Annotated in this window: 32 protein-coding genes; all 32 read left to right on the forward strand. The window is 66.0% G+C overall.

Going from position 1 to position 21179, the window contains the following annotated elements; genetic code table 11:
* Positions 1 to 45 precede the first annotated feature (45 nt).
* The 32 genes from DEU38_RS05630 to DEU38_RS05770 all read left to right on the forward strand — a co-directional run bounded on the left by DEU38_RS05630 (position 46) and on the right by DEU38_RS05770 (position 21171).
* Positions 46 to 1488 (forward strand): terminase large subunit domain-containing protein, encoded by a 1443-nt coding sequence (locus DEU38_RS05630; protein WP_181818678.1) that lies wholly within the window; start codon positions 46 to 48, stop codon positions 1486 to 1488.
* A 48-nt stretch (positions 1489 to 1536) separates the two neighbouring features.
* The gene (locus tag DEU38_RS05635; RefSeq protein WP_114719139.1) at positions 1537 to 1767 is read left to right on the forward strand and encodes a hypothetical protein; all 231 of its coding nucleotides are present in this window, start codon (positions 1537 to 1539) and stop codon (positions 1765 to 1767) included.
* Entirely contained in the window at positions 1767 to 1952 is a 186-nt protein-coding gene (locus tag DEU38_RS05640) for a hypothetical protein (RefSeq protein WP_114719140.1), read from the forward strand. Before DEU38_RS05635 ends, DEU38_RS05640 begins: the two co-directional genes overlap by 1 nt.
* Positions 1949 to 2236: a hypothetical protein gene (locus tag DEU38_RS05645; RefSeq protein ID WP_114719141.1), complete on the forward strand. Its 288-nt coding sequence runs from the start codon at positions 1949 to 1951 to the stop codon at positions 2234 to 2236. The genes DEU38_RS05640 and DEU38_RS05645 overlap by 4 nt, the downstream gene beginning before the upstream one ends.
* Complete coding sequence (locus DEU38_RS05650; RefSeq protein WP_114719142.1) at positions 2233 to 2961, forward strand: hypothetical protein; 729 nt, start codon at positions 2233 to 2235, stop codon at positions 2959 to 2961. The genes DEU38_RS05645 and DEU38_RS05650 overlap by 4 nt, the downstream gene beginning before the upstream one ends.
* The gene (locus DEU38_RS05655; RefSeq protein WP_114719143.1) at positions 2958 to 3362 is read left to right on the forward strand and encodes a hypothetical protein; all 405 of its coding nucleotides are present in this window, start codon (positions 2958 to 2960) and stop codon (positions 3360 to 3362) included. Before DEU38_RS05650 ends, DEU38_RS05655 begins: the two co-directional genes overlap by 4 nt.
* Positions 3359 to 3520, forward strand: a complete 162-nt coding sequence (locus DEU38_RS28285; protein WP_181818679.1) for a hypothetical protein — start codon at positions 3359 to 3361, stop codon at positions 3518 to 3520. Before DEU38_RS05655 ends, DEU38_RS28285 begins: the two co-directional genes overlap by 4 nt.
* The gene (locus DEU38_RS05660) at positions 3517 to 3885 is read left to right on the forward strand and encodes a hypothetical protein (RefSeq protein ID WP_114719144.1); all 369 of its coding nucleotides are present in this window, start codon (positions 3517 to 3519) and stop codon (positions 3883 to 3885) included. The genes DEU38_RS28285 and DEU38_RS05660 overlap by 4 nt, the downstream gene beginning before the upstream one ends.
* Positions 3882 to 4085 (forward strand): hypothetical protein, encoded by a 204-nt coding sequence (locus DEU38_RS05665; protein WP_114719145.1) that lies wholly within the window; start codon positions 3882 to 3884, stop codon positions 4083 to 4085. Before DEU38_RS05660 ends, DEU38_RS05665 begins: the two co-directional genes overlap by 4 nt.
* Positions 4082 to 4225 (forward strand): hypothetical protein, encoded by a 144-nt coding sequence (locus tag DEU38_RS28290; RefSeq protein ID WP_181818680.1) that lies wholly within the window; start codon positions 4082 to 4084, stop codon positions 4223 to 4225. Before DEU38_RS05665 ends, DEU38_RS28290 begins: the two co-directional genes overlap by 4 nt.
* Complete coding sequence (locus tag DEU38_RS05670; RefSeq protein WP_114719146.1) at positions 4222 to 4512, forward strand: hypothetical protein; 291 nt, start codon at positions 4222 to 4224, stop codon at positions 4510 to 4512. The genes DEU38_RS28290 and DEU38_RS05670 overlap by 4 nt, the downstream gene beginning before the upstream one ends.
* On the forward strand, positions 4509 to 4811 hold the full coding sequence (locus tag DEU38_RS05675; RefSeq protein WP_147283461.1) for a hypothetical protein: 303 nt from the start codon (positions 4509 to 4511) through the stop codon (positions 4809 to 4811). The genes DEU38_RS05670 and DEU38_RS05675 overlap by 4 nt, the downstream gene beginning before the upstream one ends.
* An 86-nt stretch (positions 4812 to 4897) precedes the next feature.
* Positions 4898 to 5155 (forward strand): hypothetical protein, encoded by a 258-nt coding sequence (locus DEU38_RS05680; RefSeq protein ID WP_114719148.1) that lies wholly within the window; start codon positions 4898 to 4900, stop codon positions 5153 to 5155.
* Entirely contained in the window at positions 5155 to 5352 is a 198-nt protein-coding gene (locus DEU38_RS05685) for a hypothetical protein (protein WP_114719149.1), read from the forward strand. Before DEU38_RS05680 ends, DEU38_RS05685 begins: the two co-directional genes overlap by 1 nt.
* On the forward strand, positions 5345 to 5896 hold the full coding sequence (locus tag DEU38_RS05690) for a hypothetical protein (protein WP_114719150.1): 552 nt from the start codon (positions 5345 to 5347) through the stop codon (positions 5894 to 5896). The genes DEU38_RS05685 and DEU38_RS05690 overlap by 8 nt, the downstream gene beginning before the upstream one ends.
* Positions 5893 to 6324, forward strand: coding sequence for a hypothetical protein (locus DEU38_RS05695; protein WP_114719151.1), 432 nt, complete (start codon positions 5893 to 5895; stop codon positions 6322 to 6324). The genes DEU38_RS05690 and DEU38_RS05695 overlap by 4 nt, the downstream gene beginning before the upstream one ends.
* Positions 6321 to 6590, forward strand: a complete 270-nt coding sequence (locus DEU38_RS28295) for a hypothetical protein (RefSeq protein WP_181818681.1) — start codon at positions 6321 to 6323, stop codon at positions 6588 to 6590. Before DEU38_RS05695 ends, DEU38_RS28295 begins: the two co-directional genes overlap by 4 nt.
* A 329-nt stretch (positions 6591 to 6919) precedes the next feature.
* Positions 6920 to 7552, forward strand: a complete 633-nt coding sequence (locus tag DEU38_RS28300) for a DUF4145 domain-containing protein (RefSeq protein ID WP_181818682.1) — start codon at positions 6920 to 6922, stop codon at positions 7550 to 7552.
* A gap of 105 nt (positions 7553 to 7657) precedes the next feature.
* Positions 7658 to 7963, forward strand: a complete 306-nt coding sequence (locus DEU38_RS05705; RefSeq protein ID WP_220181883.1) for a DUF1360 domain-containing protein — start codon at positions 7658 to 7660, stop codon at positions 7961 to 7963.
* Positions 7963 to 9609 (forward strand): hypothetical protein, encoded by a 1647-nt coding sequence (locus tag DEU38_RS05710; RefSeq protein WP_114719154.1) that lies wholly within the window; start codon positions 7963 to 7965, stop codon positions 9607 to 9609. The genes DEU38_RS05705 and DEU38_RS05710 overlap by 1 nt, the downstream gene beginning before the upstream one ends.
* Positions 9606 to 9944, forward strand: coding sequence for a hypothetical protein (locus DEU38_RS05715; protein WP_114719155.1), 339 nt, complete (start codon positions 9606 to 9608; stop codon positions 9942 to 9944). Before DEU38_RS05710 ends, DEU38_RS05715 begins: the two co-directional genes overlap by 4 nt.
* An 82-nt stretch (positions 9945 to 10026) precedes the next feature.
* Positions 10027 to 11904: a phage minor head protein gene (locus tag DEU38_RS05720; protein ID WP_181818683.1), complete on the forward strand. Its 1878-nt coding sequence runs from the start codon at positions 10027 to 10029 to the stop codon at positions 11902 to 11904.
* Positions 11888 to 12172 carry a hypothetical protein gene (locus DEU38_RS05725; RefSeq protein ID WP_114719157.1) on the forward strand — a complete coding sequence of 95 codons (285 nt, stop codon included), beginning with the start codon at positions 11888 to 11890 and terminating at the stop codon, positions 12170 to 12172. Before DEU38_RS05720 ends, DEU38_RS05725 begins: the two co-directional genes overlap by 17 nt.
* A 208-nt stretch (positions 12173 to 12380) precedes the next feature.
* A complete protein-coding gene (locus DEU38_RS05730; protein ID WP_147283462.1) occupies positions 12381 to 14450 on the forward strand; it encodes a 2'-5' RNA ligase family protein in 2070 nt (689 codons plus the stop codon).
* Positions 14450 to 14704, forward strand: coding sequence for a glutaredoxin domain-containing protein (locus DEU38_RS05735; protein WP_114719159.1), 255 nt, complete (start codon positions 14450 to 14452; stop codon positions 14702 to 14704). Before DEU38_RS05730 ends, DEU38_RS05735 begins: the two co-directional genes overlap by 1 nt.
* A gap of 265 nt (positions 14705 to 14969) precedes the next feature.
* Positions 14970 to 16832, forward strand: a complete 1863-nt coding sequence (locus DEU38_RS05740; protein ID WP_114719160.1) for a major capsid protein — start codon at positions 14970 to 14972, stop codon at positions 16830 to 16832.
* A gap of 79 nt (positions 16833 to 16911) precedes the next feature.
* Positions 16912 to 17703, forward strand: a complete 792-nt coding sequence (locus tag DEU38_RS05745; protein WP_147283463.1) for a hypothetical protein — start codon at positions 16912 to 16914, stop codon at positions 17701 to 17703.
* A gap of 10 nt (positions 17704 to 17713) precedes the next feature.
* A complete protein-coding gene (locus tag DEU38_RS05750) occupies positions 17714 to 18046 on the forward strand; it encodes a hypothetical protein (protein ID WP_114719162.1) in 333 nt (110 codons plus the stop codon).
* The gene (locus tag DEU38_RS05755) at positions 18046 to 18438 is read left to right on the forward strand and encodes a hypothetical protein (RefSeq protein WP_114719163.1); all 393 of its coding nucleotides are present in this window, start codon (positions 18046 to 18048) and stop codon (positions 18436 to 18438) included. The genes DEU38_RS05750 and DEU38_RS05755 overlap by 1 nt, the downstream gene beginning before the upstream one ends.
* Positions 18435 to 18701 carry a hypothetical protein gene (locus tag DEU38_RS05760; RefSeq protein WP_114719164.1) on the forward strand — a complete coding sequence of 89 codons (267 nt, stop codon included), beginning with the start codon at positions 18435 to 18437 and terminating at the stop codon, positions 18699 to 18701. Before DEU38_RS05755 ends, DEU38_RS05760 begins: the two co-directional genes overlap by 4 nt.
* Positions 18701 to 20443, forward strand: a complete 1743-nt coding sequence (locus DEU38_RS05765) for a hypothetical protein (RefSeq protein ID WP_114719165.1) — start codon at positions 18701 to 18703, stop codon at positions 20441 to 20443. Before DEU38_RS05760 ends, DEU38_RS05765 begins: the two co-directional genes overlap by 1 nt.
* Positions 20443 to 21171, forward strand: coding sequence for a hypothetical protein (locus DEU38_RS05770; RefSeq protein WP_114719166.1), 729 nt, complete (start codon positions 20443 to 20445; stop codon positions 21169 to 21171). The genes DEU38_RS05765 and DEU38_RS05770 overlap by 1 nt, the downstream gene beginning before the upstream one ends.
* Positions 21172 to 21179: the final 8 nt, after the last annotated feature.

The raw sequence follows: 21179 nt of genomic DNA on the forward strand, positions 1-21179 counted from the left end.
CAGGTTCTTTCGCCTGGTGTTCTTGCGCTGCAGCATGAGCCGTCGGTGCAGGTGCAGCGGCCGCACCTCGAGGTCATTGACGAAGCCCTCCGTTGGGTCCTCGACACCCCTGGCGCGAAGGTCATGATCTGGACGCCCCCTCAGGTAGGTAAGAGCTTGAGGGTGTCGCGGTGGCTGCCGTTCTGGTGGCTCACCCACCGCCCCCGTGACCGCATTCTCATGGCGTCCTACGCTGCCAGCCTCGCCGAAACCCACGGTGCCGCATGCCGCGACCTCATCGCCGGATACGGGGCCCGCTACGGCCTCCGGTTGAAAGCTGACGAGAACACCCGCTCCGACTGGACCGTCACCGCCGGCGGCGGCCTCCGATCCCGCGGCGTCAAAGGTGGCCTCACCGGTCAGTCCATGAACCTCGGCATCATCGACGACCCCTACTCCGACCGTGCCGCGGCCGACTCGCCCACGATCCGCCGGGCGGTGTGGGAGTGGTACTCATCAGCGTTCGTATCCCGGCGCGCCCCCGGCGCACGGCAGATCATCGTTCACACCCGCTGGCACCAGCAGGACCTGTCCGGGATGCTCCTCGAACGCGAAGGGCGTATCGAGGACGGGGGAGAGTGGAGGGTCGTCCACCTCCCGGCCCTCGCGGTCACGCCCGACGCAGAGCGCGGATTCCGTGATGATCCCCTCGGTCGTCAACCAGGCGAACCGCTCTCGCACCCGCTCATCCTCGACGGGGACCGCGACACCCTCCTCGACCACTGGCGCACCCAAAAAGCTGCATCGACCACCCGCGACTGGGACGCCATGTACCAAGGCTCACCCGTCGCATCCGAGGGCGCACTCCTCACTGACGAGCAGCTCCGCGCCGCAACCGTCCAAGCCCTACCCGACGCACGGAAGGTCGGTGTGGGTGTCGACCCGTCCGGCGGCGGCCGCGACACCGCAGGCATCGTCGGCGGAATCGTCGGCACCGATGGTCACTTCTACTGGACCCACAACCGCACCGAACGCATGTCCAGCGACGAATGGTCCCGAGCCGCATGCCTCCTCGCCTACGAGATCGACGCCGACCGCATCGTGTTCGAAAACAACTATGGCGGCGACATGGCCGGCACTCTGATCCGTCAGGCGTGGGATGCCCTGCAGCGTGAAGGCGTGATCGATGCGCGTCGGATCTGCCCCCGCGTCGTGGGGGTGAATGCTCGCCGGTCGAAGGTGCTGCGTGCAGAGCCGATCGCCCAGGCTGTACTTCTCGGCCGGGCCCTGTTCGGTCCGGACCTGTCTCTCGCGAACCTGAAGTCCGAGTGGTCCTTGTGGGAACCAGACTCGACTTGGTCGCCTGGCGGGCTCGATGCCGCTGTGCATGTGGCAACAGACATGCTGCCGCCGATCGCGTCTGGGGCGACTGTGCAGTCCGTCGCGAAGCGGAAGCGGGACGGGAACGGGCCTGCTCAGGGGGTTGCTGGCCGACGCGTCTCCCGGTAGGCGGGGATACAGTGACAACTGTACCCGCGACACTGTAACGTCTCGGGTATGCCAGCCCCCGACGAAAACCTCAGTCCCGCAGACGCGCCCACCGAATGGGCGACCGCAGACGAGATCCCCGACGGCACCGCATTCGCCAGCCGTGACCACGGCGGCCGCTGGATCCGCGAAGGCGCCGGCTACCGCTACACCGCCACCGACGGCCACCCCGGCTCCCTCTGGACCACCAACGACCTCGATTTCATCGACCTCGCGCCGTTCATCCCGCTGGAGAACTGATGCTCGTCTGCGACTGCGGCACCACCGATAAGCGTCACGACTACGGCTGCGACGGCTGGCGGCAACCCGAGACGCCGGCGGCGCACCACAAGCCGCACGTCTTCCAGCCCCGCACCAACCTCCCCGACCCATGGGGATGGCCCGCACGCGGCATCCCCAACCCCGACAAGGAGACCCAGCGATGAGCGACAGCACCCGCGAGCGACTGATGGACCTGCTCGAAGCCCTCGATGGAGGCGACTACGCGGATATCGCCGACGCGATCCTCGCCGACCTACACCCCGAGACTGCCCTGCCTGACCCGAATGGCGGCTGCGTGTGCACTGCGCACACGCAAGACGCGGGTGGCGGCTATACGGAGCACCTCCTTGAGTACGAGCCCGCATGTCCTGAGCATTCGCAGCACCTCTACGACCCACGACTTGGCGAGTGGATCCACCGCCCCGACACCGAGGAGAACGCCCGATGACCGACACGATCACGCTGAGCCAGAAGTACCGCATCGCCGCGGAGGTGCTGCTGTCGGACGACTTATCGAAGGCATGCGGCGGGTACGCCGTCGAGGCGTTGTGGTGCCAGCAGCAGGCCGCCCGTTTGGAGGCTGAGTCTGCCCGCAATGACCTCGCGGACAAGCTGGAGCGCATCTACCGGAGCGTCGACAGCCCGCTGGTGCGCGATGGCCTGCTGGCAGTTGTGGCTGAGTTGCAGCCGTTCGCTGAGTGGCTGATCGCGGAGGCGGTGCGCCGGGACCGGGCACAGCTTGCGGCTGATGGGCGTCTACTCCCCGAAGGCGGGGCGGTGCTCACGGCTGCTGAGGCTGATGACGTTCGGGCGTTCATGCGCTGGGCTGCCGGCCGCAACAACGGCATGGAGCACCCGGACGAAGCCGCGTACCGGATCCGCGTGAAGTTCGGTCTCTACGACTCATGGGTGCCCGCCCCGCCTGCTGTGTCTGTCCCGGACATCGGGCCGGATGGCACACCGGAGAAGCCCTGGGAGACATGGCAGGACGTACCTGAGGGTGTGCGGTACTGGGGCCGCAACAGGCTGTACCGCTGGGTCAACCGCGATGGTCGACGGATGTTTCTTCCGCTCGGCGGCGGCGAGGTGTCGAGTAGCCGCAATGAGCTGGAGATGCAGCGCCTCGCCCCGTTTGTGCGTGTGGACGGAGACCAGAAGGAGAACAACGCATGACTGACACCACTGAACTCCCAGACTGGCTCACAATCGGGGCTCCAGTAGCCGTCGTAGAGCCTGGCCGGCGGGTCGCTCTCGACACCGTCAAGTCCATCGGGAAGCGCGACATCGTTCTCACGAACGGCGACCGCTTCAACCGGAACCGCTTCCGCGACGGAGGCTTCTGCGTGCACACCGAGAGAGGGTTCCGCGCCAGTGCCAGCTGGCTTCTCCCACGAGACCACCCGATGGTGCGTGACACACGAGCGGAGCTGCACGGGTTCAGTCTTCGTGCACGTGTGGGCGCGGCAGCCGACGCATGGGAGAGGAAGCGCGACGACGTTGAGCGGCTCGACAAGCTGATCGCTGCCGCAACCGAACTGGCCGAATGGATGCGTGTGGACGGAGACCCGGCATGAGCGCCATCAGCTCGGATCAGCTTCGAAGCGTGGCGTCCGAACTGAACGAGATTGCCGAAGCCCTGCCGCATCTCGGTGAACTGGCGCGGGCAGTCGAAAACATCCATGACGCCGTGACCAACGTCGAGCGCTTCATCACCTACCTGGAGGAAGAGTGAGCACCGCGGAACAGATCATCGCCAACGACGACGGATTCATCACTGCGTTGCAAGGCATCTTGCCGACCTATCACGACGATCGGCAGACCGCGACGTATGCGGCCGCCGAGGTCGCCGCGCATGTGGTGGCTGCACTCACCAACGCCGGCAAAACGATCGTGGAGCTGCCCGAGGCGGAGGACTGCCGGATCGGGGAATTGTCCCTGACTGATGAGGGCGGCACGATCCTGGTCCGCACCTCGGCCGAGTTGGTCAAGACCATGACGCTTGGCGAGTGGCAGTCGGCAGTCGGTCGTCGCGTGCTTGCTGACGCTCTGCTGCATGGCGCGGCTGCTGCTCGTGTGGCGGAGGGCGGTGAGCGATGAAGACTGCACGCCGAATCGGCCACCTCGTCGTCGGATCAGCATGGCTCGCCACAGTCATCCTCGTCACGTGGACGATCACCCAAGGCCTGCCACTGTGGTACGCCGGGATCCTCTACCTCATAGTCGCCGGAATCGGCGTCCAGTACGTCTGGGGTGTGCGGCAGATCTTCCGCGACGCGGAGGGAGGTGACCAGCCGTGAGCGAGTGCAAGCACTGCGACCTGCCGATCTACCGCATGAAGCAGCCAGTCGATCAGCACCGCTGGGCGCACACCCGCAACGGCTGGATCGTCTGCGAAGAGAACCCCACCACCACCGCAACCCCGAAGGAGAAGCCGTGAGCCAACGAGACGAACTCGCCAACCTGATCGCTTCACGACGCGGAGTCACCGCCCGCGTCAACGAGACTGACCGATTAATCGCTGACCGCATCCTTGCTGCCGGCTACATCAAGGCCGACAGCGAGGAGTGGACCGTGCGCGGTGACAACCTCGAACAGCTCGACCTAGCTGCTGACCGCGAAGCCGCCGAGGATGATGCAAACGATTGGCGCACGGGCCGATACGGAGAGTGCCATCCCACCGCGCATGTCGTCCGCCGCCTGGTCGGCCCGTGGGAGGTGGCATGAACCAGCAAGACGAACTTGCTCAGGACATCCGAGCAGTGGACGGTAACCACTCGCTCGGGGCCGCAGAGCTGGCAGAGCGACTGATCGAACGAGGCTACTCCCGCCCGCGTGTGGTGGAGACCATCGCGGAGTTGGAGGCGCTGCCGGAGGGATCCGTCATCTACTCGGCCAACGCGTTCCCACTGGAGAAGGTGCCGAACGAGTTCGGAACTCCGTGGGCGTATGGGCCGAAGCTCGTGTCCAACCGCTCCGTCCAGCTCCCCGCGACTGTCCTGTACCTGCCCGAGGAGACGCCGTGAGCGACGCCGACACCATCGCCCGCGTCCAGGAGAACCGTCGTACCAGGCTGGGAAGATCCGCCCACACCGATACGAGGAGAACTCCCATGAGCAGCAACGAGACCCGCGCCCACATCGTCGCAATGTGGGCTGAGCGCATGGGCAACCACGCCGACACTGCACTGGACGCTCTCGTCTACGCCCTGTGCGAGCACCGCGACGGCAAGGACATCGACATCGCGGCCCGCGCGCTCGAGATCGGCTTCGACACCACCGCGGCGCCTGCCGGCTGGCACGAGAAGGCCATCTCGACGTTCGAAGCAATTCTCGCGACGCTGCCCACCCCCGTGCCCGGGGAGGGCTGATGGACACCGCCACCCGGGTCGACACCATCCGCGTGTACCGGGACAGCTTAGGGGAGTGGCGGTGGACCCGCCGCGCACCCGCCGGCCCCACCATCGCCGAATCACCCTCCGGCTGGGCAGACGAGGCAACGTGCCGTGCCGCCGCCCGGATCGCGAACCCCGACACCAACTACCGAATCGAGACAGCCCGTGACTAAACAACTCCCTGACGGTGAGCCGATGGTCTACGGCCGTGACTTCTCGCTCGGTGAGCGCCGCGGCGCCGACGACGCGTGGCCCGCTCCGGTACAGGTCGCGATCCAGTACACGATCCGTCGACTCACCCAGCCGACGGACCTGATCTCTGTCGGCCGAGGCCCGGAACAGTTCCCGTCAGTGCGAGAGTTGCGTGGACCTCTGCAGATGGTTCGCTACCTTGTGTGGCGAGACGCGCTCGGAACAGGCGAGACGTACGACGAGGCAGCAGCTCTCGACGCTATCGGCTGGGTGACCGCCGACGAGCTTTCGACCGTTCTCGAACAGTGCGCGTTTATCCGTGGGCACACCGAGCCGTTCAAGCCGTGGCTGATGCCGCCCAACCCCTTCATGAACGCTGAGCCCGGTGGGAAGTTGCCGTCGTGGCTGGGGCCCGATGAGAAGCCTCGCCATCTTCCGCGACCATCGAAGACCCCACCGATGTGGGCGGAGCAGCCGAACAAGCAGCGCCGCACGAAGTACGGGCCCACCAGGAGAGTGAAATGAAGAGCCGCGAGGTACTCCACGAACAGGTGGAACAGTTCGGTCGTGATCACCCGCCGGTCCACGAATGGGACGAGCCACCGTCGCACGGGAAGCCTGAGTACAGCTGCGACACCGAGTGTGTGAAGCGGACCATCACCGGTGCCCTGGCTGACGACGTGAGGCGGAAGCTCGGTGCGCCGGCCGACGCAGAAGTGATGGTCACCGAACGCAACCATGTGTACGGCTACTCGACCCTCACCCAGGAGAACGACTTCGAGTGCGTCGTCGAATGCGCCGGCGTCTCAAAGGAGCTGTACTCACACTGGGGCCAGTGGAACAGCCTCCCGTCGATCATCGAATGGCTCACCGAGTCAGACACCCCACCGCAGCCACCCAGCCCGCCAGCCGTGATCCCAGCAGCGTTCCAGTTCCCGAGGAGGACGCTGTGACCGCGGACCCGCTCGAGCACCTCGACTTCACACTCACCTGCGACCTCACCGAGGACGGTGTCGGCTGCGAACGCCCCGCAAGATGGATCGCCGACATCCACATGCATACGGACCTCATGCCCCGCGTCGCGATCTGCGACCACCACGCCGACGCCCACCGCCAGATGCAGCAGCGCCTCCAACCGATCCTTCAAGAGTCGCGCTGCCCCGTATGCCAGCAAGTCATGATGCCCAACGACTACATCCGCAACCAGGAACCACTATGAGCGGCGACCGGTTCACCGCCTGGGGGTCATCCCACGACGCCGGCGTTACGACTGCCATCGCATCCGGGAACCGAGAACACCCAATGCGGAGGACTGGGCCGCGCACGAACAGGCGATGCGCGAATGGCGCGACGAGGGCTACGAGACCGTCGAGTGCTGGAGCATGTCGGGCGGCTACTCGACCTACTTCACTCCGCCAGGACCTTCCAAGCCCGTCGACGAATCCGAGTACGAAGTCATCCGAACCTGCCCCTGCGGAAGCGAGTGGGGACAGAGGTAACCGTCTGACGCATGCGCACTGTCGGGGAGCGACGGTACGCTGCACAGTCGTGGGCATTCATGACGACATGCGGGTTGTCAGCACAGGTCGGCAATCGATCGACAAGTCGGGTGATGACGGGTGGCGAGTCGCGGACTGTGCAGACTGTGGCCCAAAGTCTCAGATGGCAGTGTTGGCAATCGCAGAGAATGACGGCTTCCCAATCCAATGGATGCGCTGCGTCAACTGCAAGCGTGGATATGTGGCCAACGGTCACCGTGTTAGCCCGTTCGCGGAACCACTCAGTGTTCCGAATGGACTCCCGGACGACGTCAGGTTGGTGTGGCGTGAAGCGCGGAGATGCTTGGGGGTTGGTGCGAACGCTGCAGCAGTGATGATGTGCCGCAAGCTTCTTTTCCATGTTGCAGTCAGCCACGGTTTGCCTGAGCGGAACAGTAAGGACAGGGCGCCATCGTTCTACGAGGCTCTCGAGCATCTGCAGGCCGAGGGGATCATCACGCAGCCTATGAGGAAGTGGGTTGATCGAATCAAGGATGTTGGGAACCAGCAGAATCACGAGATCGTCACCATCGCGAAAGAGGATGCTCTCGACATCGCACGATTTACTGAGAAGCTCTTGGAGCTTGCGTTCGAAATGGACTACCTCTTCAGCGAGGGAGCGAGTCGCACGGGTGTGAGCTGAGAATCGCACTCGCAGGCTAGGTGCTGCTGCAGCAGCGCACGTTCTCACGCATCGTGAGTAACGAAGGATACAGTTATCTCTGTCCATCGACGGAGGGCTGTAACCGTGACCATCGCGATCTTCCTGCTGGCGCTCGGCGCGACCGCACGCATCACCAGATTCATCAACGCCGACTACCTCGCCCGCCACCTACGCGCCGGGATCATTCGCCGTCTCGGCCCAGACCACGATGTGGCGTACGGAATCACCTGCGCCTGGTGTCTTTCCGTCTGGGTAGCAGGCGGTGTCATGACCCTCGCCTGGTTCTACGGGGAGCACCCCGGGTTCATCATCCCCGCAGCCACACTCACAGCCTCCTACCTCGTCGGATTGGCTGCGAGCATCCTCGACACCGCCGAGGAGATGGACTGATGAAGCTGCGTCGCCGGCCTCGTCCGGACTCCACCGCCCACCAGATCGCCGCATCGATGGCCGCGAGCGAGGCGGCGAAGCAGACCAGCATCGCCCGCCGGCGTATCCGCGACCTCCCCGCGCTCAAGCCGGGCGTGATGGTCGCCAGCTACGAGATCCCGTCCACGTCGAAAGCCCTGCCCCCACAGGCCGTCACCGCGGCCGCGCAGGTCGTGTTCGGCAAGTCCGTAGCGAAGACGAAGAAGCGGCCACCGGTGGCGTCGTGGCAGACCGAAGCGTGGGAACTGCGATCGGAGATCCCGGAGTTCCGTTTCGCTGGTGACCGTGTCGCGCGCGGCGCCTCGCAGTACCGCCTGTTCGCTGCGAAGCGCGGTGAGGACCTCAACGCCGAGCCCGTCGCCGTCACCGAGGGTCTCGCGTTCGAGCTCTGCCAAGACCTTCTCGGCGACATCGCCCGCACCCAGCAGGCCCTCCACCGTGCAGGGCAGCAGCTCACCTTCAACGGCGAGAGCCTCCTCGTCGTGTCCGAAACCGACGACGACGGAAGCCGCTTCAGCTTCGCCGCTCACTCCGTGTCCGAGCTGACGGGACAGGGCAAGGCGTGGAAGCTCAACGACGGCATCGAGGCCCGCAATCTCACAGAGGACGAGGTCGTGATCCGCTGCTACCGGCCGGATCCGCAGCACGGCGGCCTCGCTGACTGTCCTGCACGTGCGGTCCTCCCTGTCGCACGCACGCTCCGCGGACTCGGTAAACGCACCGCCGCCGAGATCGACTCCCGACTCGCCGGCGCCGGACTGCTGCTCGTGTCAGACCAGGTCTCGCTCATGACGCCTCGAACCGTCACTGACTCCGACAGCGACCCCTTCGTTGAAGAGTTGGTTGAGAGCATGCTCACGCCGATTCAGGATCCGGAATCCGCGGCAGCGGTTGTCCCTCTCGTCGCGAAGGTCCCCGACCCCGAAAAGGCTGCGAAGTTCCTCAGCTTCTCCACCCCGCTCGACGCGAAGCTCCCTGAGATGGAGGAGTCCGCGATCCGCCGCGTCGCCCTCGGAATGGACTCCCCACCCGAGACCCTCCTGGGGATGTCCACGGCCAATCACTGGACAGGCTGGCTCATCTCGTCCGAGGAAGTCACCCTCGTCCTGTCACCGACCGTCGCGATCATCTGCCACGCCCTCACCACCGGATTCCTCCATCCCATGCTGCAGGCCGGGGGAGTCGACGACTGGGGCGACTACGTCGTGTGGTTCGACGCCAGCGAACTCGAACTCCGACCCGACAAGTCCGTCGACTCCCGGGATCTGTTCGAGAAGGGCGCACTGTCGGAAGAGGCGATGCTCCGTGAGAACGGATTCAGCACGGATGACGCCCCGACTCCGGAGGAGAAGCGCACGAACCTGCTGACGAAACTTCTCGTCGGAGCTCCGTCGCTGGCGCCGCTCCTGCTGCCGATGCTTGGTATCGAGGTCGACTCCGCGGTACTCAACAAGACCGAGGACATCACCAACGCCACCAGTGGCGACGGAGGAAGCGGCGACACGGTGCCCGACGCGGAAACTGCGCCGGAGACCGGTGACCGCACACCACCAGAACAGCCGACCGCGGCACCAGACGTCACCGTCGAGACCGGGCCGGGCCAGTGACCACCCAGACCAGCAGCCAGGAGCTGTTCGCCTGCGAGGTCGCTGTCCTCCGCGCACTCGAGGTCGCGGGGAAAAAGTCGTTGGGCCGCAGCCACCGCGGCGCGTACACCGACATCCCGGCTCATCTTCTCCACACGCACCGACGAATCGCCGCCACTCACACCGAGTGCGACCGGCTACTGGCCGGCGCCTGGGATCACCTCGCGATTGTCCTCCCGAACCAGCCGAAGCTGTACACCGCAGTCGACTGGTACGTGCGCGAGCTCATCGTGAAGAGCCGCCCACACGCGCGCGCCGACCTCGAAGCTGTTCTGGCGGTAGCCAATGAGGCGTGACACGTGGCTGCCGGCACGGATGCGGGCGCATTCCACCATGACCCGCGGTGAGCACCGGCTGCACGCTGGACTTGTCTCCGCCATGACGGTCTGGCTCGATACGGCCCGCGCTCTCGTCCTTGGGCAGCCCCTACCGGACACCGCTGCCGCGCTCCTCGCCGACGCCGGCGACCCCACCCCGGAACCAGACCTCGATGCCGCCCGCGCATCCTTCGCGGTGTGGGAACGCGCCCTCGAGCAACATGTGTTCCCGGTCCTTGACGAGGCGTTCGGTGAGGCATTCGCCGCGAACCAGCGCGCCGCCGACATCTCCGTCGTCCACTGGCAAGAACTCGCCATGGCCACCGTCCACGACCGCCTGAAGATCTGGCCCGAAGGCGCCTTCGAGGAACTCCGCCCCGAGCTCCTCGAAGCGATGGCGAACAATGAGGACATCGACCAGGTCCAGGACCGTATCGGCCGCATCCTCGGCATCGACGCACCCGCTCGACGGATCCGTGCCGAGATCTCCGCCGTAGACCGGAAGCTGAAAGATCCCACTACACCGCGCGCCGAGATCCCCATCCTGAAGGGGAAGCGCCGGCAGCTGTGGAACCAGCACGATGAACGCAACCTCGAATGGCAGTGGCTCGCACGCCGAATCGCCCGCACCGAGATCCAAGCCGCAATGGAGGCCGGCGCCCTCGTCTCCGCCCAAGCCTCAGAGGAGATCACCGGCGAAAAGATGTACAAGCGGTGGTTGAGTACCCACGATGAGAGAACCCGCCTCTCGCACTCTGTCGCCGACGGGCAGATGGTCCGGCTGACAGAACCGTTCATCGTGGGCGGAACCCCGATCCAGCATCCCGCCGACCCGGCCGGCGTCGCCCACGAAACCATCAACTGCCGCTGCACCCTGGCGATCCTGTCGTGGGACGAGATGCAGGTCGAACTGCAGGGTATGTGGGGTGGCCGCGGAGTCGGCCCCATGAACGCCCGCCTCGGCCCCGACGACGAAGCAGCCGTCGCCACAGCAATCGACCGCCTGAAGCGGGAACGAAACGGCGAAGTGGTCGACGACGAACTAGCTCCCACAACGACGGTCACCGAGGATGCCGCTGAAGAACTCGGCAAGCGGAGAAAGGTCCGAACCCCAGAAGGGGAGAAGAAGTACAGGAAGCCGATCGACTCGTGGATCGACGGCGGCCCTGATGAACCGAACCTTCCAGACCTCGACTCGAAGGTGCGCGCACCTGGCAGTGACGCTCCTGGGGCCCCGACGACGAAGGCGAATCGACCGGCCCAACCCGCAGAGACGCCGGCGACGAAGCCCGAAACGAAGGCCCCCGACCCTGATCGCGCGCCGAACGTAGGTACTACCACCCCAGAACTGCGGCCGCTACCCGCGGAGGCTCCCGAAGGCTCGGATCTGTTCGCCCAGGGGTTCAGCAACATCGAGACAGTGCGCCTGCCTGCGCACAAGGAAGAGCTGTACCCAGGCGTCGAACATGCAACCCCGGAACTGGTCGACAAGTACGACCTCGTATCACCGAAGGACGCACCTCTCGAAAAGGCGCTCCACCCACCGAAGGGAGACCCCGACGAGAATGCAGCGCGCGCCGCAGCAGGACTAATCGCCTGCGGTATCGACGCCAGAACCGTCGCGGAGATCCAGGTCATCGAAGGCTACGACCAGAACTGGAAGACCGGGGATCTGCTCCTGCTGCCGGACACCGGACTAGCAGAGGTGAAGAGAGCAGCCACAGACAAGCCTGACAACGTCGTGGTCAGGGTTCGTGAAGGCCGCAAGCAGAGCCGGAACGTCATCGCCGACGCATCCGGTGGCGGTCTCACCATCGACGGTGCGCGTGAAGCCCTGCAGCGGGCGGTCACAAATCCACGTATCGGGCCCCACCTGGACAATTTGTGGATCGTAACGGCAGCCGGAACGGTATATTGGTCCCGTGCCCAGGAACAGTAGCTTCTACGCGAAGGTCCGCGCCGCGGATGCGGAGATGGAAGCGGATGCATCTCGGATCGAGGAAATGGTTCAGGCCGGCCTCGATTCCAAGATCGCATGGGTAGACGCGGAGCCCTACTCCGATTCACGAGGCGCGTTCGCTGCAGTTGATGTCCAGACGGATGACGATGTCGACATCAAGAAGTTCACTTCTGAGCTTCGATCAAAGGTCGAGTCTGCTGGTTTCAAGACTTACAGCGCGGACGAGTTCTACACATTGGCCTCGTAGAGACCAGCCCAGAAACTAGACACCAAAGCTGATGACGGTCACCTTCTGGCAGGTGGTCAGCGCTTAGGGCCTGGTATCGGTGGATACTGTTTTAGGTGTCCACCGATATAGGGAGCAACTGATGACTGCACCGACATCGCCTGAGGAATCCACGGCGCCCAGCCCTGATAGCGGACTGCCGGCTGGTTGGCGTGGTCCGATCATGCCGGTGAACACTCGCTCGGGAGACGGCCGCGAGATGGTGCTGGCCGAGGGTGCCGAGCCTGCGATCCGGCCGCTACCCCTGGCATTGTCGGCGCAGGAGAAGCTCGCGGACGGACATGACGGATCCCGGGTCGTTGGCCTGATCACGCGGGCGTGGATTGATGGCGACATGTTGTGGGCGGAAGGCTCATTCGACCTCGAAGATGAACACGGCCGCGACTGGGCAGCGAAGGTCGGCCGCGGCACCGCGAGCTGGGTGTCGGCGGACCTGTCGGACATCGCCGTCGAAGAGGTTCCGCTCCGCACGGACGGCACCGAATGGGGGCCGGGCGAGCTCGAAGCAGCGTGGCAGGCGTTCGATGCCGCCGCGGCGGACATGCCGACCGATCTCCCGCAGCCCGTGGAGCAGCCGATGGCGCCCGATGTCACGAACTCCCTGATGCGGGTCACCGAGTGGAAGCTGATGGGCGTCACTCTCGTCTCGTCGCCCGCGTTCGAGCAGGCCCGTATCCAGCCGGTGTACGGGGAGGAGTTCACCCCAGCGCCGGCGCAGGAGACGCTGACCGCGGCGGCCGCGCAGCACACCGGCGCCATGATCGCGCTCATCCCTTCACAGGAGGATGCGGCCCGCCTGGCCGTCGACGGCTACGAGCCCGCCGACGTCCTCCACACCACGCTGGTATTCCTCGGCGATGCCGCTGCCTGGACCCCCGAGCAGCGCGACGCGCTTGAGGCCGCAGTCTCCGAGGTCGGTGTTGCGCCGATGACCGGCCAGATCTGGGGGCATGCGGCTTTCAACCCGGCCAGTGACGAGCCGTGCGCCGTCTACCTCGTGGAGGCCGAGGGGATTACGTCGCTGCGGTCTGCAGTGCTCGGCGCGTTCGAGGAGGCCGGCACGTACGGTCTTGTCCCCGAGCAGCACGAGTGCTACGTCCCGCACATCACCGCGGGCTATGGGCTCGACGCAGCCCAGCTGACCGAGACCGGCGCTATTCGGTTCGATCGCCTGCAGATCTGGTTCGCTGACACCGATATCCGCGATATCCCCCTCGATGCGGTCACCGCATCGCTTGTGGCCGGTGCTGTCGTCTACGACCGGGCCGACTTCGAGATGCCCGAGGCTGACGAGCTGACCGCGCTCACAGTCACCGACGACGGCCGGGTGTTCGGGCACCTCGCACAGTCCGACTCGTGCCACATCGGTTTCGCCGACGTGTGCGTCATCCCGCCCACCTCGAACACTGACTACGCCTACTTCCACCAGGGTGAAGTGTCGACCACTGACGGGCCCCTCGCGGTCGGGAAGCTCACTCTCGGCACGGGGCACGCTGGATTGCGTGCCGGCGCCCGGGCCGCGGCCGAGCACTACGACAACACCGGCTCCGCCGTTGCGATCGTCCGCTGCTCCGACGGACTGTGGGGGCCATGGCTGTCCGGCCGCATCCTCCCCGGCGTCGACGACGAGCGCATCGCGGAGCTTCGCCGCTCCGGAGTGTCCGGCGACTGGCGGGCAGTCCAGCGGAATTCTAGTCAGCTCGAGCTCGTCGCCGTCCTCGCCGTGAACGTCCCCGGATTCCCTGTCCCACGCACGAAGGCACTCGCTGCGTCCGGGATGCGTTCCCTCATCGCCGCCGGTGTCCCACGGCGCACACCACCAACCGAGAACGGAAACCCAGTTGTCGCAGGCGTCAACGTCCAAGACCTCGCGAAACATGTTGCGGTGGAACTCCGTGCGACGGAGGTACGAGAGAGCCGTCGCTCGCAGGCTGCCAGCCGTGTCCGGGCAGTACGTTTGGCGGCAGCTGCTCGAAGGATCGGACGCGCCGCAGACACCCCCGGTATCAAGGACAAGGGTGCGCGCCAGCTCGAGCGGTACTGGACCGAGAGCCCAGAGGGACTCGCGAAGTGGGCGGAGAAGTACCACCCGTACACGTCGCTCGTCGAAGCCCTGACGAAGGCGATCCCGCCCGGGGAGATGACACCCGAGCAGATCAAGGGATTGGCCGCGAACTACTACCACAAGGTGTTCAAGGTGTGGCCAGGCAAGCACAACGAGAAGAAGGACAAGAACTGATGGCCGTCACCGTCTACACGTCGCCGGACTGCATGCCGTGCAGGGGAACCAAGCGGGCACTCGACAAGGCCAGGATCCCGTACACCGCAGTCGATGTCGCGGAGGATCCATCAGCGGTCGAGACTCTGCGAGGCCTCGGCTACACACAGACACCGGTCGTCACCGTCGAACTACCGGACGGTCTCGACCACTGGTCCGGGCATCGCCCTGACCGAATCAAGGCACTCGAATACCTCGCTGCGGCAGGGGAGTAGGAGGCAACCATGGGCTGCAACTGTGGCGGTGGCGCAAAGCGCACCATCCACCAGGTCACTCGATCCGATGGGACCGTGAAGCGGTACGCGACGGAGGCGGAGGCGCGTGCCGCGGCCGCCCAACCGGGAAGTACCTACACGAAGATCGAACGCTGACACCAACAGATCGAGCTCTACCCCCAGCGCAGGGGATAGAGTGTGCAGATAGATCGCCGCTGGCTGTGGGCCGGGCACTCAGTGCCCGTTCGACCACAGGAGGCCCCCGATGGGTGTCACTCTCCAGAACCTGATCGATGCCGCTCAGAGTGCGAGCGACGGAACCGCCGCGAAGGATGCGGTCGCCGTGCTGCTCGCCGAGAACGCATCCAGCCCGGACGTCGACGTCGTCGCCCTCGCTACCGAGGCTGTCGCCGCGTTCAACGACCTGCACAGTGCCGGCGCGGACAGTGACGACGCGCTCGCTGCTGTTGAGGCCCTCGCCGACGTCATCGACGGTGTCGCGATCGAGCAGGCGCGCCTCGACCAGTCCGCGCAGGAACACAGGGACCGTCTCGACACCCTCGCGGAGCGTGTGAAGGCGGCGACTGGCGCCGAGGACGCCGCTGATGGCGAGGGCGGAGACGCCGCCACCAGTGACGCCGATGCCACCGGTGCGACCGGAGAGGCAGATACCGGCAGTGATGCAGACACGACCGCTGACACCGGCGCCGTGGACGTTGGTGCTGCCGACGCATCCGCTGCACCGGTGGAAGCTGTTGCCGCGTCCGCGAACCGACCCGTCCGCCGGGTCCGCCTCGCTGACCTCCCCCGCAAGGAGGTCGTCACCACTCAGACGGCGCCGCGACTGTCGATCACTGCGGCCGCCGACGTCGCCGGTTTCGCGACCGGCCAGCGTCTCGCGAGCACCACGGAGCTCGCGCGTGCGGCGAATGCCCGCATGGGTGCGTTCGCGACCGGCGTCGAGGGCATCGTCCAGCGTGCGGGTATCGCGCAGATCCGCATCCCGTTCCAGGACGACCTCGTCGCCGACGGAACCCGCGACCAGGAAGTCATCGACCACGCCGCCGACGCGGGTCGACTTGAGGGCGGCTCTCTCGTCGCGGCCGGTGGCTGGTGCGCACCGTCCGAGACCCTGTACGAGCTGGGTGGCATTCTCGCCGACGCCAACGTCGGCCTGATCGATGTGCCTGAGGTGCAGGCCAAGCGTGGCGGCCTCCGCTTCACTGAGGGCCCGGATTACACGGCGATCTACAACGCCACCGGGTTCATGCAGACTGAGGCGCAGGCCATCGCCGGTGACGGGTTCACCAAGCCCACTGGCGAGACGGTCGCGGGGACCGAGAAGCCGTTCTACCGCGTTCCGTGCCCCGAGTTCGCTGAGAAGCGTGCGGAGACCGCGGGCCTCGGCATTGTCGCCGGGATCCTCCAGAACGACGCCTACCCCGAGGTGACCGCGGAGGTCGTCGAGCACGCGCTGATCGCGCACTCCCACAAGGTCAACGCCCGCACGATTAAGCGGATGGTCGACGAGTCCGGTACCGCGATCAGCCTGAGCCTGGGGGCGTCCGCGTCCACGTCCGTCCTCAACGCCCTCGACATCCAGATCGTCGACTACCGGTACCTCAATCGGGCCCCCGAGTCTCTCACTCTCGAGGTGAAGGCTCCGATGTGGCTCAAGGCAGTGTTCCGTGCGGACCTCGCGCAGCGTTCCGGCCTCACCCCGGACGAGGGCTACAAGATCAGCGACCAGCAGATCGACTCTTGGTTCGCGGCTCGCAACGCCAAGCCGCAGTGGGTCTACGACTGGCAGGATGCCTTCACCGGTGTCGCCAGCGGCTTCGGTGGCGCGACCGCGATCACCTCGTGGCCCGACACGGTCGATCTCCTCATCTACGCGGCCGGCACGTTCGTCCGCGCCCGCGGCGAGGTGATCAACCTCGAAGGCATCTACGACTCGACGAACCTGGAGGTGAACGACTTCCACCGCTTGTTCGTCGAGGAGAAGCTGCTGGTCATCAAGCGCCGCTGGAAGGCGCGCCTGCTGCGGGTTCCGCTCGCACTGAACGGCGCCACCGGCATCGCACGCGAGCTGGACGGCGACGGCAAGATCGTCCCGGTCACTCCGTAGTCAACCGTCGAGGGCACCTGCAGGGCTGGCAGGTGCCCTCGACGGCTTCCACTGACCAGCACAACCTTTGGAGGCTCCGGTGGCTGTCGCCCCGTTCATCCGCGTCGCGTCGCCGACGATCACCCCGTCCCGGTACGGCCTGGCGACCGCCGCCGACCTCGTCGTCGAGTCGGACCCGAAGCTACGCAACGGCATCGAGTTCGATGTGAACCCGACAGGTCCCGCCAAGCTGTCACGCGCCGAGTGTGCACCGCCGAACGATCCGCCCGAGTTCGACACCGGAATCGACGTTTCCCAGTTCGATCCGCTCGTCGTGTACCGCGGCTTCACCTGCAGCCCGGTCGGCGTGTCCGAGGAGGACGTCCTCGACCAGGCGCGCCGCGCTCTCGCCGGCGGTGAATGGGCCGCGGTCGAGAAGGCCCTGTGGTCGGGTGACTACGAGCGGCCGCTGATGGACACCCCGACCGACGTCCTCACGACGACTGCGGTGCCACTGGTCAAGGGCATCGGGCTCCTCGAGGAGACGCTCGCCGAGGAGTACGGCGGAGTCGGCATCATCCACGCACCACGGCACATCGCGGGATTCGCGGCCGAGAAGAACCAGATCGACGTGGAGAACGGCCGCAAGGTCACCACACTCGGCACCCGCTGGTCGTTCGGCGTTTACCCGAACACCGGCCCTGGCACCGCGCCCGCCGACGTCGACACAGCGTGGCTCGTCGCGACCGGCGCGATGCAGATCCGCCGCACCGACGTCACCTACCGCAGCGTCATCGACGTGCGGGGTGGGGCCCGGTACGCGATCGCCGAACGCACGTACGTCCCGGCCTGGGAAGGCCCTCAGGCCGCAGTCCTCGTCACCCTCACCTAGGAGCGCACTGATGCCCACGATCATCCCCACCTCGACCGAGCAGTCCGCCGAGATCGCACGTCGTCTCCTCGACGCCGCCGACTCTGCCGACCAGGTCCAAACCGTCACTTCAGGCAACACGACCGCGTTCTCGGTCCCCGACGATGTCGCGGAGCGCGCCGGGTTCGGTGACAGGGAACCCGTCGCCCCGCCGTCGACCGAACCGCAGGAGCCGCCCCGATCCGGCAAGGGATCGAGCGAAGCCGCATGGCAGGCTTTCCTCGCAGCGCAGGGCATTGAGTTCCCCGAGGACGCTGAACGCGGCGCTCTCATCGCGCTGTGGGACGCCCACAAGGACGCCTGATGATTGGCGCGCAGCGGGTATCGCTGACGCTGGCGTTGATCGCGTTCCTCACCGGCATCGTCTACCTGGGCCCCTCGTTCTGGGTTGAGCGCGGAACCGGCGAGGGCGAGCAGCTCGGGATCGTCGAGACCATCAACAGCTGGGGCCCGGTGTGGCCGGTGATGTTCCTCGTCGCGGCCGTGATCCTCGCAGCGTCCGCGGTCAGTCGCCGGTACGTCGGCTACACCCATGCCGTGGTTGCCGGGATGTGGGGGTTCTACGGCACCGCGGTGCTGATGTCCGCGGTCTACGCGGAGCCTCCGCTGCCGGTGCTGTCGGGCGGGATCGCGCTCGGAGCGGCACTACTGCATCTGGCGATGATCCGGGTGTGGGCGGACTTAGGGGTGAAATGAGTAGCGAGACTGTCGGAATCGTGCTGGCCGCGATCAACGGACTCGGTATCGCGATCGGCGGCATCATCACGGTCTGGCGGTCGGTGGCCACGACGAACGTTCGGACGCTCGAGCAGCGCCTGGACGACGTCGAGAAGGACCTCGCGATCGAGTACGAGTTCTCGACCGCCATGGCCCGTTGGGGACACGCGGCGATGCTGCAGGCGGCCACGCAGGGCATCACGCTGCCCGACATCCCAGTTCGACGTTCAAGGGAGACGTGATGGCTGCACCGGTGTTCGGATCCTTGGTGCCGCTGGTCGGCCGCATCAACTCGTCGATCCTGGCGATCAACCAGGTTCGCTGGTTCAAGTGGTCGCTGTTCTACCAGGAATATGTGGAGCAGGGGTACGCCGACATCTATGACCCGACCGAGCCTGGTGTGGTTGTCGCACTGAAGATCGACGGCACCGTGGCTACCTACTCGGAGCTGCCGACGACCGGACTCGTGGCAGGCGCCGTGTACGTCGTCGGCGACACCGGCCGCGCCTACGTGTGGAACGGCTCTGCATGGCCGGCGATGAACGCAGGCATCGCGATCCAGGGCCCGCGCGGCTACACCGGCAACGGCGTCGAGAGCGTCAGCGTGTCGGGGAACTCGCTGGTGTTCCACATGACCGACGGCGACGACCTCCCCCCGGTGTACCTGCAGGTGCTCGCAGATCTGCAGGGCGCCGCGGACACGGCTGTTCAGGCGCGGGATGACGCGGTAGATGCCGCGGCGAGGTCGGAAGCATCAGCGGCAGTAGCAGGTACCCAGGCGTCGAATGCGGACGCATCGGCGGTGGCGGCGAATGCGTCGGCGGCGGCTGCGGCGCAGTCGAGTTCCGGTGCCGCTACGGATAGGGCGGCAGCGGAGACTGCAGCTGCCGCTGCGGTGAATGGTCGCGTTGGCGCTGAGACCGCGGCTGTGGCTGCGGGGCAGAGCCAGACGGACGCGGCTGCGTCGGCGACTGCTGCGGGCCAGCACAAGATTGCTGCGGCTGGGTCTGCGACTGCCGCTGATACTTCAGCCGATGAGGCTGCCGCTTCGGCGGCTGCTGCTGCGTCGGCGCGTGATGATGCTGCGGGGTCTGCAACGCTGGCTGATGCTGCTGAGGTGAAGGCCACGGAGCAGGCCGGATTGGCTGAGCAGTATGCGCAGAATGCTGCTGGTGTGATCCCGCCGGCCACGTCGACGCAGCTCGGGAAGATCAAGTTGGCTGGCGATCTCGCGGGTACGGCGGAGTCCCCGCAGATCGCGGGGGGAGCGATCGACTTCGCGGAACTGTCGACCATCGAACCGTATCCTGGCGTGCCATCTGTGAGCGGCGCAGTCAATTTCGCCTCGGAGATGTTGGGCTCATACACCTACAACGAGGGATGGTCTCGGGGCAGTCTCGCACCACCTGTGCAGGCCGAGCTCGATCAGACGGTCAAGCGTGGATCTGATGGGAAGATCCCGCAGGCGGACATTCCCTCCATCGCCGTCACCGAGCATCTCGGCGCGGTCGCGTCACAGGCGGCGATGCTCGCGCTGACTGGGCAGCGTGGAGACTGGTGTATCCGGATAGATCGCGGCACCGTATGGGTTCTGTCGGCCGAGCCGTCCAGCTCGTTGTCGTCGTGGGTGGAGTGGGTGTACCCGACCTCGCCTGTGAACTCGATCAACGGTCGGGTCGGAGCGATCGAGCTCGCGGCGGCTGACATCCTCGATTCGACCGCGCTCGGCCGCGCCCTGATGAAGGTTGCCAACGCCGCAGCAATCCGAGCCGCGGCCGGATTGGATCAGGTCGACAACACCCGCGATATGGACAAGCCGGTGAGCACCGCGACGGCGCAGTTGGTCGCCGACTTCGAGTCGGCTGTCTCGAATCTGCTGGACGGCAAGGTCGCCGCGGCTGGTCTGACGACCGGCGTGTGGACCGGGCTGCAATCCAATCGGCCGGCAACCGGTACTGCCGGCGTCGTGTATCTGGAGTTCTGATGGCGATCAACACGTGGCTCGACGGCGCATACCGGCCACTGAGGCGAGCGAGCGTCTGGGGCGGTGGCTACCAACCGCTCAAGCGGGCGCTGGTGTGGGACGGCGGCCAGTACAAAGTCGTCTGGGAGGCGGCGGCGTCCTACTACGACAACTTCGAACGGCCGGACGGTAGTCCGGGATCGAACTGGTTCCGGCGGCCGTACGGCAACACGGCCGTGGTACCGGTCATCAGCGGTGGCAGCCTGCGGGCCGCGCCCACCCCAACGAACAACCAGAACAACCAGTGCAGCGGCGTGTACCTGCCCCAGTGCACAACCGACGACTTGGCGGTACGGGCGACCGTCACCCGCGACAGCAACGGCCTGTCCGGTGGCCTGCTCGTCGGATGCGACCAGTACATCGCGATGGGCCTCGCCGTGTCCTTCACGTCAGCGACAGCCCACCGGGGCGTCTGGTCCATCGTCAACAGCAACTGGGTCCGCCGAGTCGATACGGCCCTGTCCTGCACTACCGGCGATGTCATCGAGGTAACGCGGGTAGGGACCTACTACTCCGTCTACAAGAACGGTGTTGCGCAGACAAACTGGAACGACTCCACGGGCATCGTGCCCCGCGGTATCGGGAATCGGGGCGGCGGCTACCACGGACACTCCGACGTCAACCTGTTCGGCAGCGCCAACTACGGCATGACCATCGGCGACATCACCATCTACGACATCGTCTCGTAGATGCCTGT

Origin of the sequence: Rhodococcus sp. AG1013, assembly GCF_003350365.1 — a bacterium.
Taxonomy (GTDB): Bacteria; Actinomycetota; Actinomycetes; order Mycobacteriales; family Mycobacteriaceae; genus Prescottella.

Coding starts and splice junctions, on each gene's coding strand:
- DEU38_RS05635 (WP_114719139.1), top strand. CDS start 1,537: ATGCCAGCCCCCGACGAAAACCTCAGTCCCGCAGACGCGCCCACCGAA.
- DEU38_RS05640 (WP_114719140.1), top strand. CDS start 1,767: ATGCTCGTCTGCGACTGCGGCACCACCGATAAGCGTCACGACTACGGC.
- DEU38_RS05645 (WP_114719141.1), top strand. CDS start 1,949: ATGAGCGACAGCACCCGCGAGCGACTGATGGACCTGCTCGAAGCCCTC.
- DEU38_RS05650 (WP_114719142.1), top strand. CDS start 2,233: ATGACCGACACGATCACGCTGAGCCAGAAGTACCGCATCGCCGCGGAG.
- DEU38_RS05655 (WP_114719143.1), top strand. CDS start 2,958: ATGACTGACACCACTGAACTCCCAGACTGGCTCACAATCGGGGCTCCA.
- DEU38_RS28285 (WP_181818679.1), top strand. CDS start 3,359: ATGAGCGCCATCAGCTCGGATCAGCTTCGAAGCGTGGCGTCCGAACTG.
- DEU38_RS05665 (WP_114719145.1), top strand. CDS start 3,882: ATGAAGACTGCACGCCGAATCGGCCACCTCGTCGTCGGATCAGCATGG.
- DEU38_RS05675 (WP_147283461.1), top strand. CDS start 4,509: ATGAACCAGCAAGACGAACTTGCTCAGGACATCCGAGCAGTGGACGGT.
- DEU38_RS05680 (WP_114719148.1), top strand. CDS start 4,898: ATGAGCAGCAACGAGACCCGCGCCCACATCGTCGCAATGTGGGCTGAG.
- DEU38_RS05685 (WP_114719149.1), top strand. CDS start 5,155: ATGGACACCGCCACCCGGGTCGACACCATCCGCGTGTACCGGGACAGC.
- DEU38_RS05695 (WP_114719151.1), top strand. CDS start 5,893: ATGAAGAGCCGCGAGGTACTCCACGAACAGGTGGAACAGTTCGGTCGT.
- DEU38_RS05710 (WP_114719154.1), top strand. CDS start 7,963: ATGAAGCTGCGTCGCCGGCCTCGTCCGGACTCCACCGCCCACCAGATC.
- DEU38_RS05720 (WP_181818683.1), top strand. CDS start 10,027: ATGACGGTCTGGCTCGATACGGCCCGCGCTCTCGTCCTTGGGCAGCCC.
- DEU38_RS05735 (WP_114719159.1), top strand. CDS start 14,450: ATGGCCGTCACCGTCTACACGTCGCCGGACTGCATGCCGTGCAGGGGA.
- DEU38_RS05740 (WP_114719160.1), top strand. CDS start 14,970: ATGGGTGTCACTCTCCAGAACCTGATCGATGCCGCTCAGAGTGCGAGC.
- DEU38_RS05750 (WP_114719162.1), top strand. CDS start 17,714: ATGCCCACGATCATCCCCACCTCGACCGAGCAGTCCGCCGAGATCGCA.
- DEU38_RS05755 (WP_114719163.1), top strand. CDS start 18,046: ATGATTGGCGCGCAGCGGGTATCGCTGACGCTGGCGTTGATCGCGTTC.
- DEU38_RS05760 (WP_114719164.1), top strand. CDS start 18,435: ATGAGTAGCGAGACTGTCGGAATCGTGCTGGCCGCGATCAACGGACTC.
- DEU38_RS05765 (WP_114719165.1), top strand. CDS start 18,701: ATGGCTGCACCGGTGTTCGGATCCTTGGTGCCGCTGGTCGGCCGCATC.
- DEU38_RS05770 (WP_114719166.1), top strand. CDS start 20,443: ATGGCGATCAACACGTGGCTCGACGGCGCATACCGGCCACTGAGGCGA.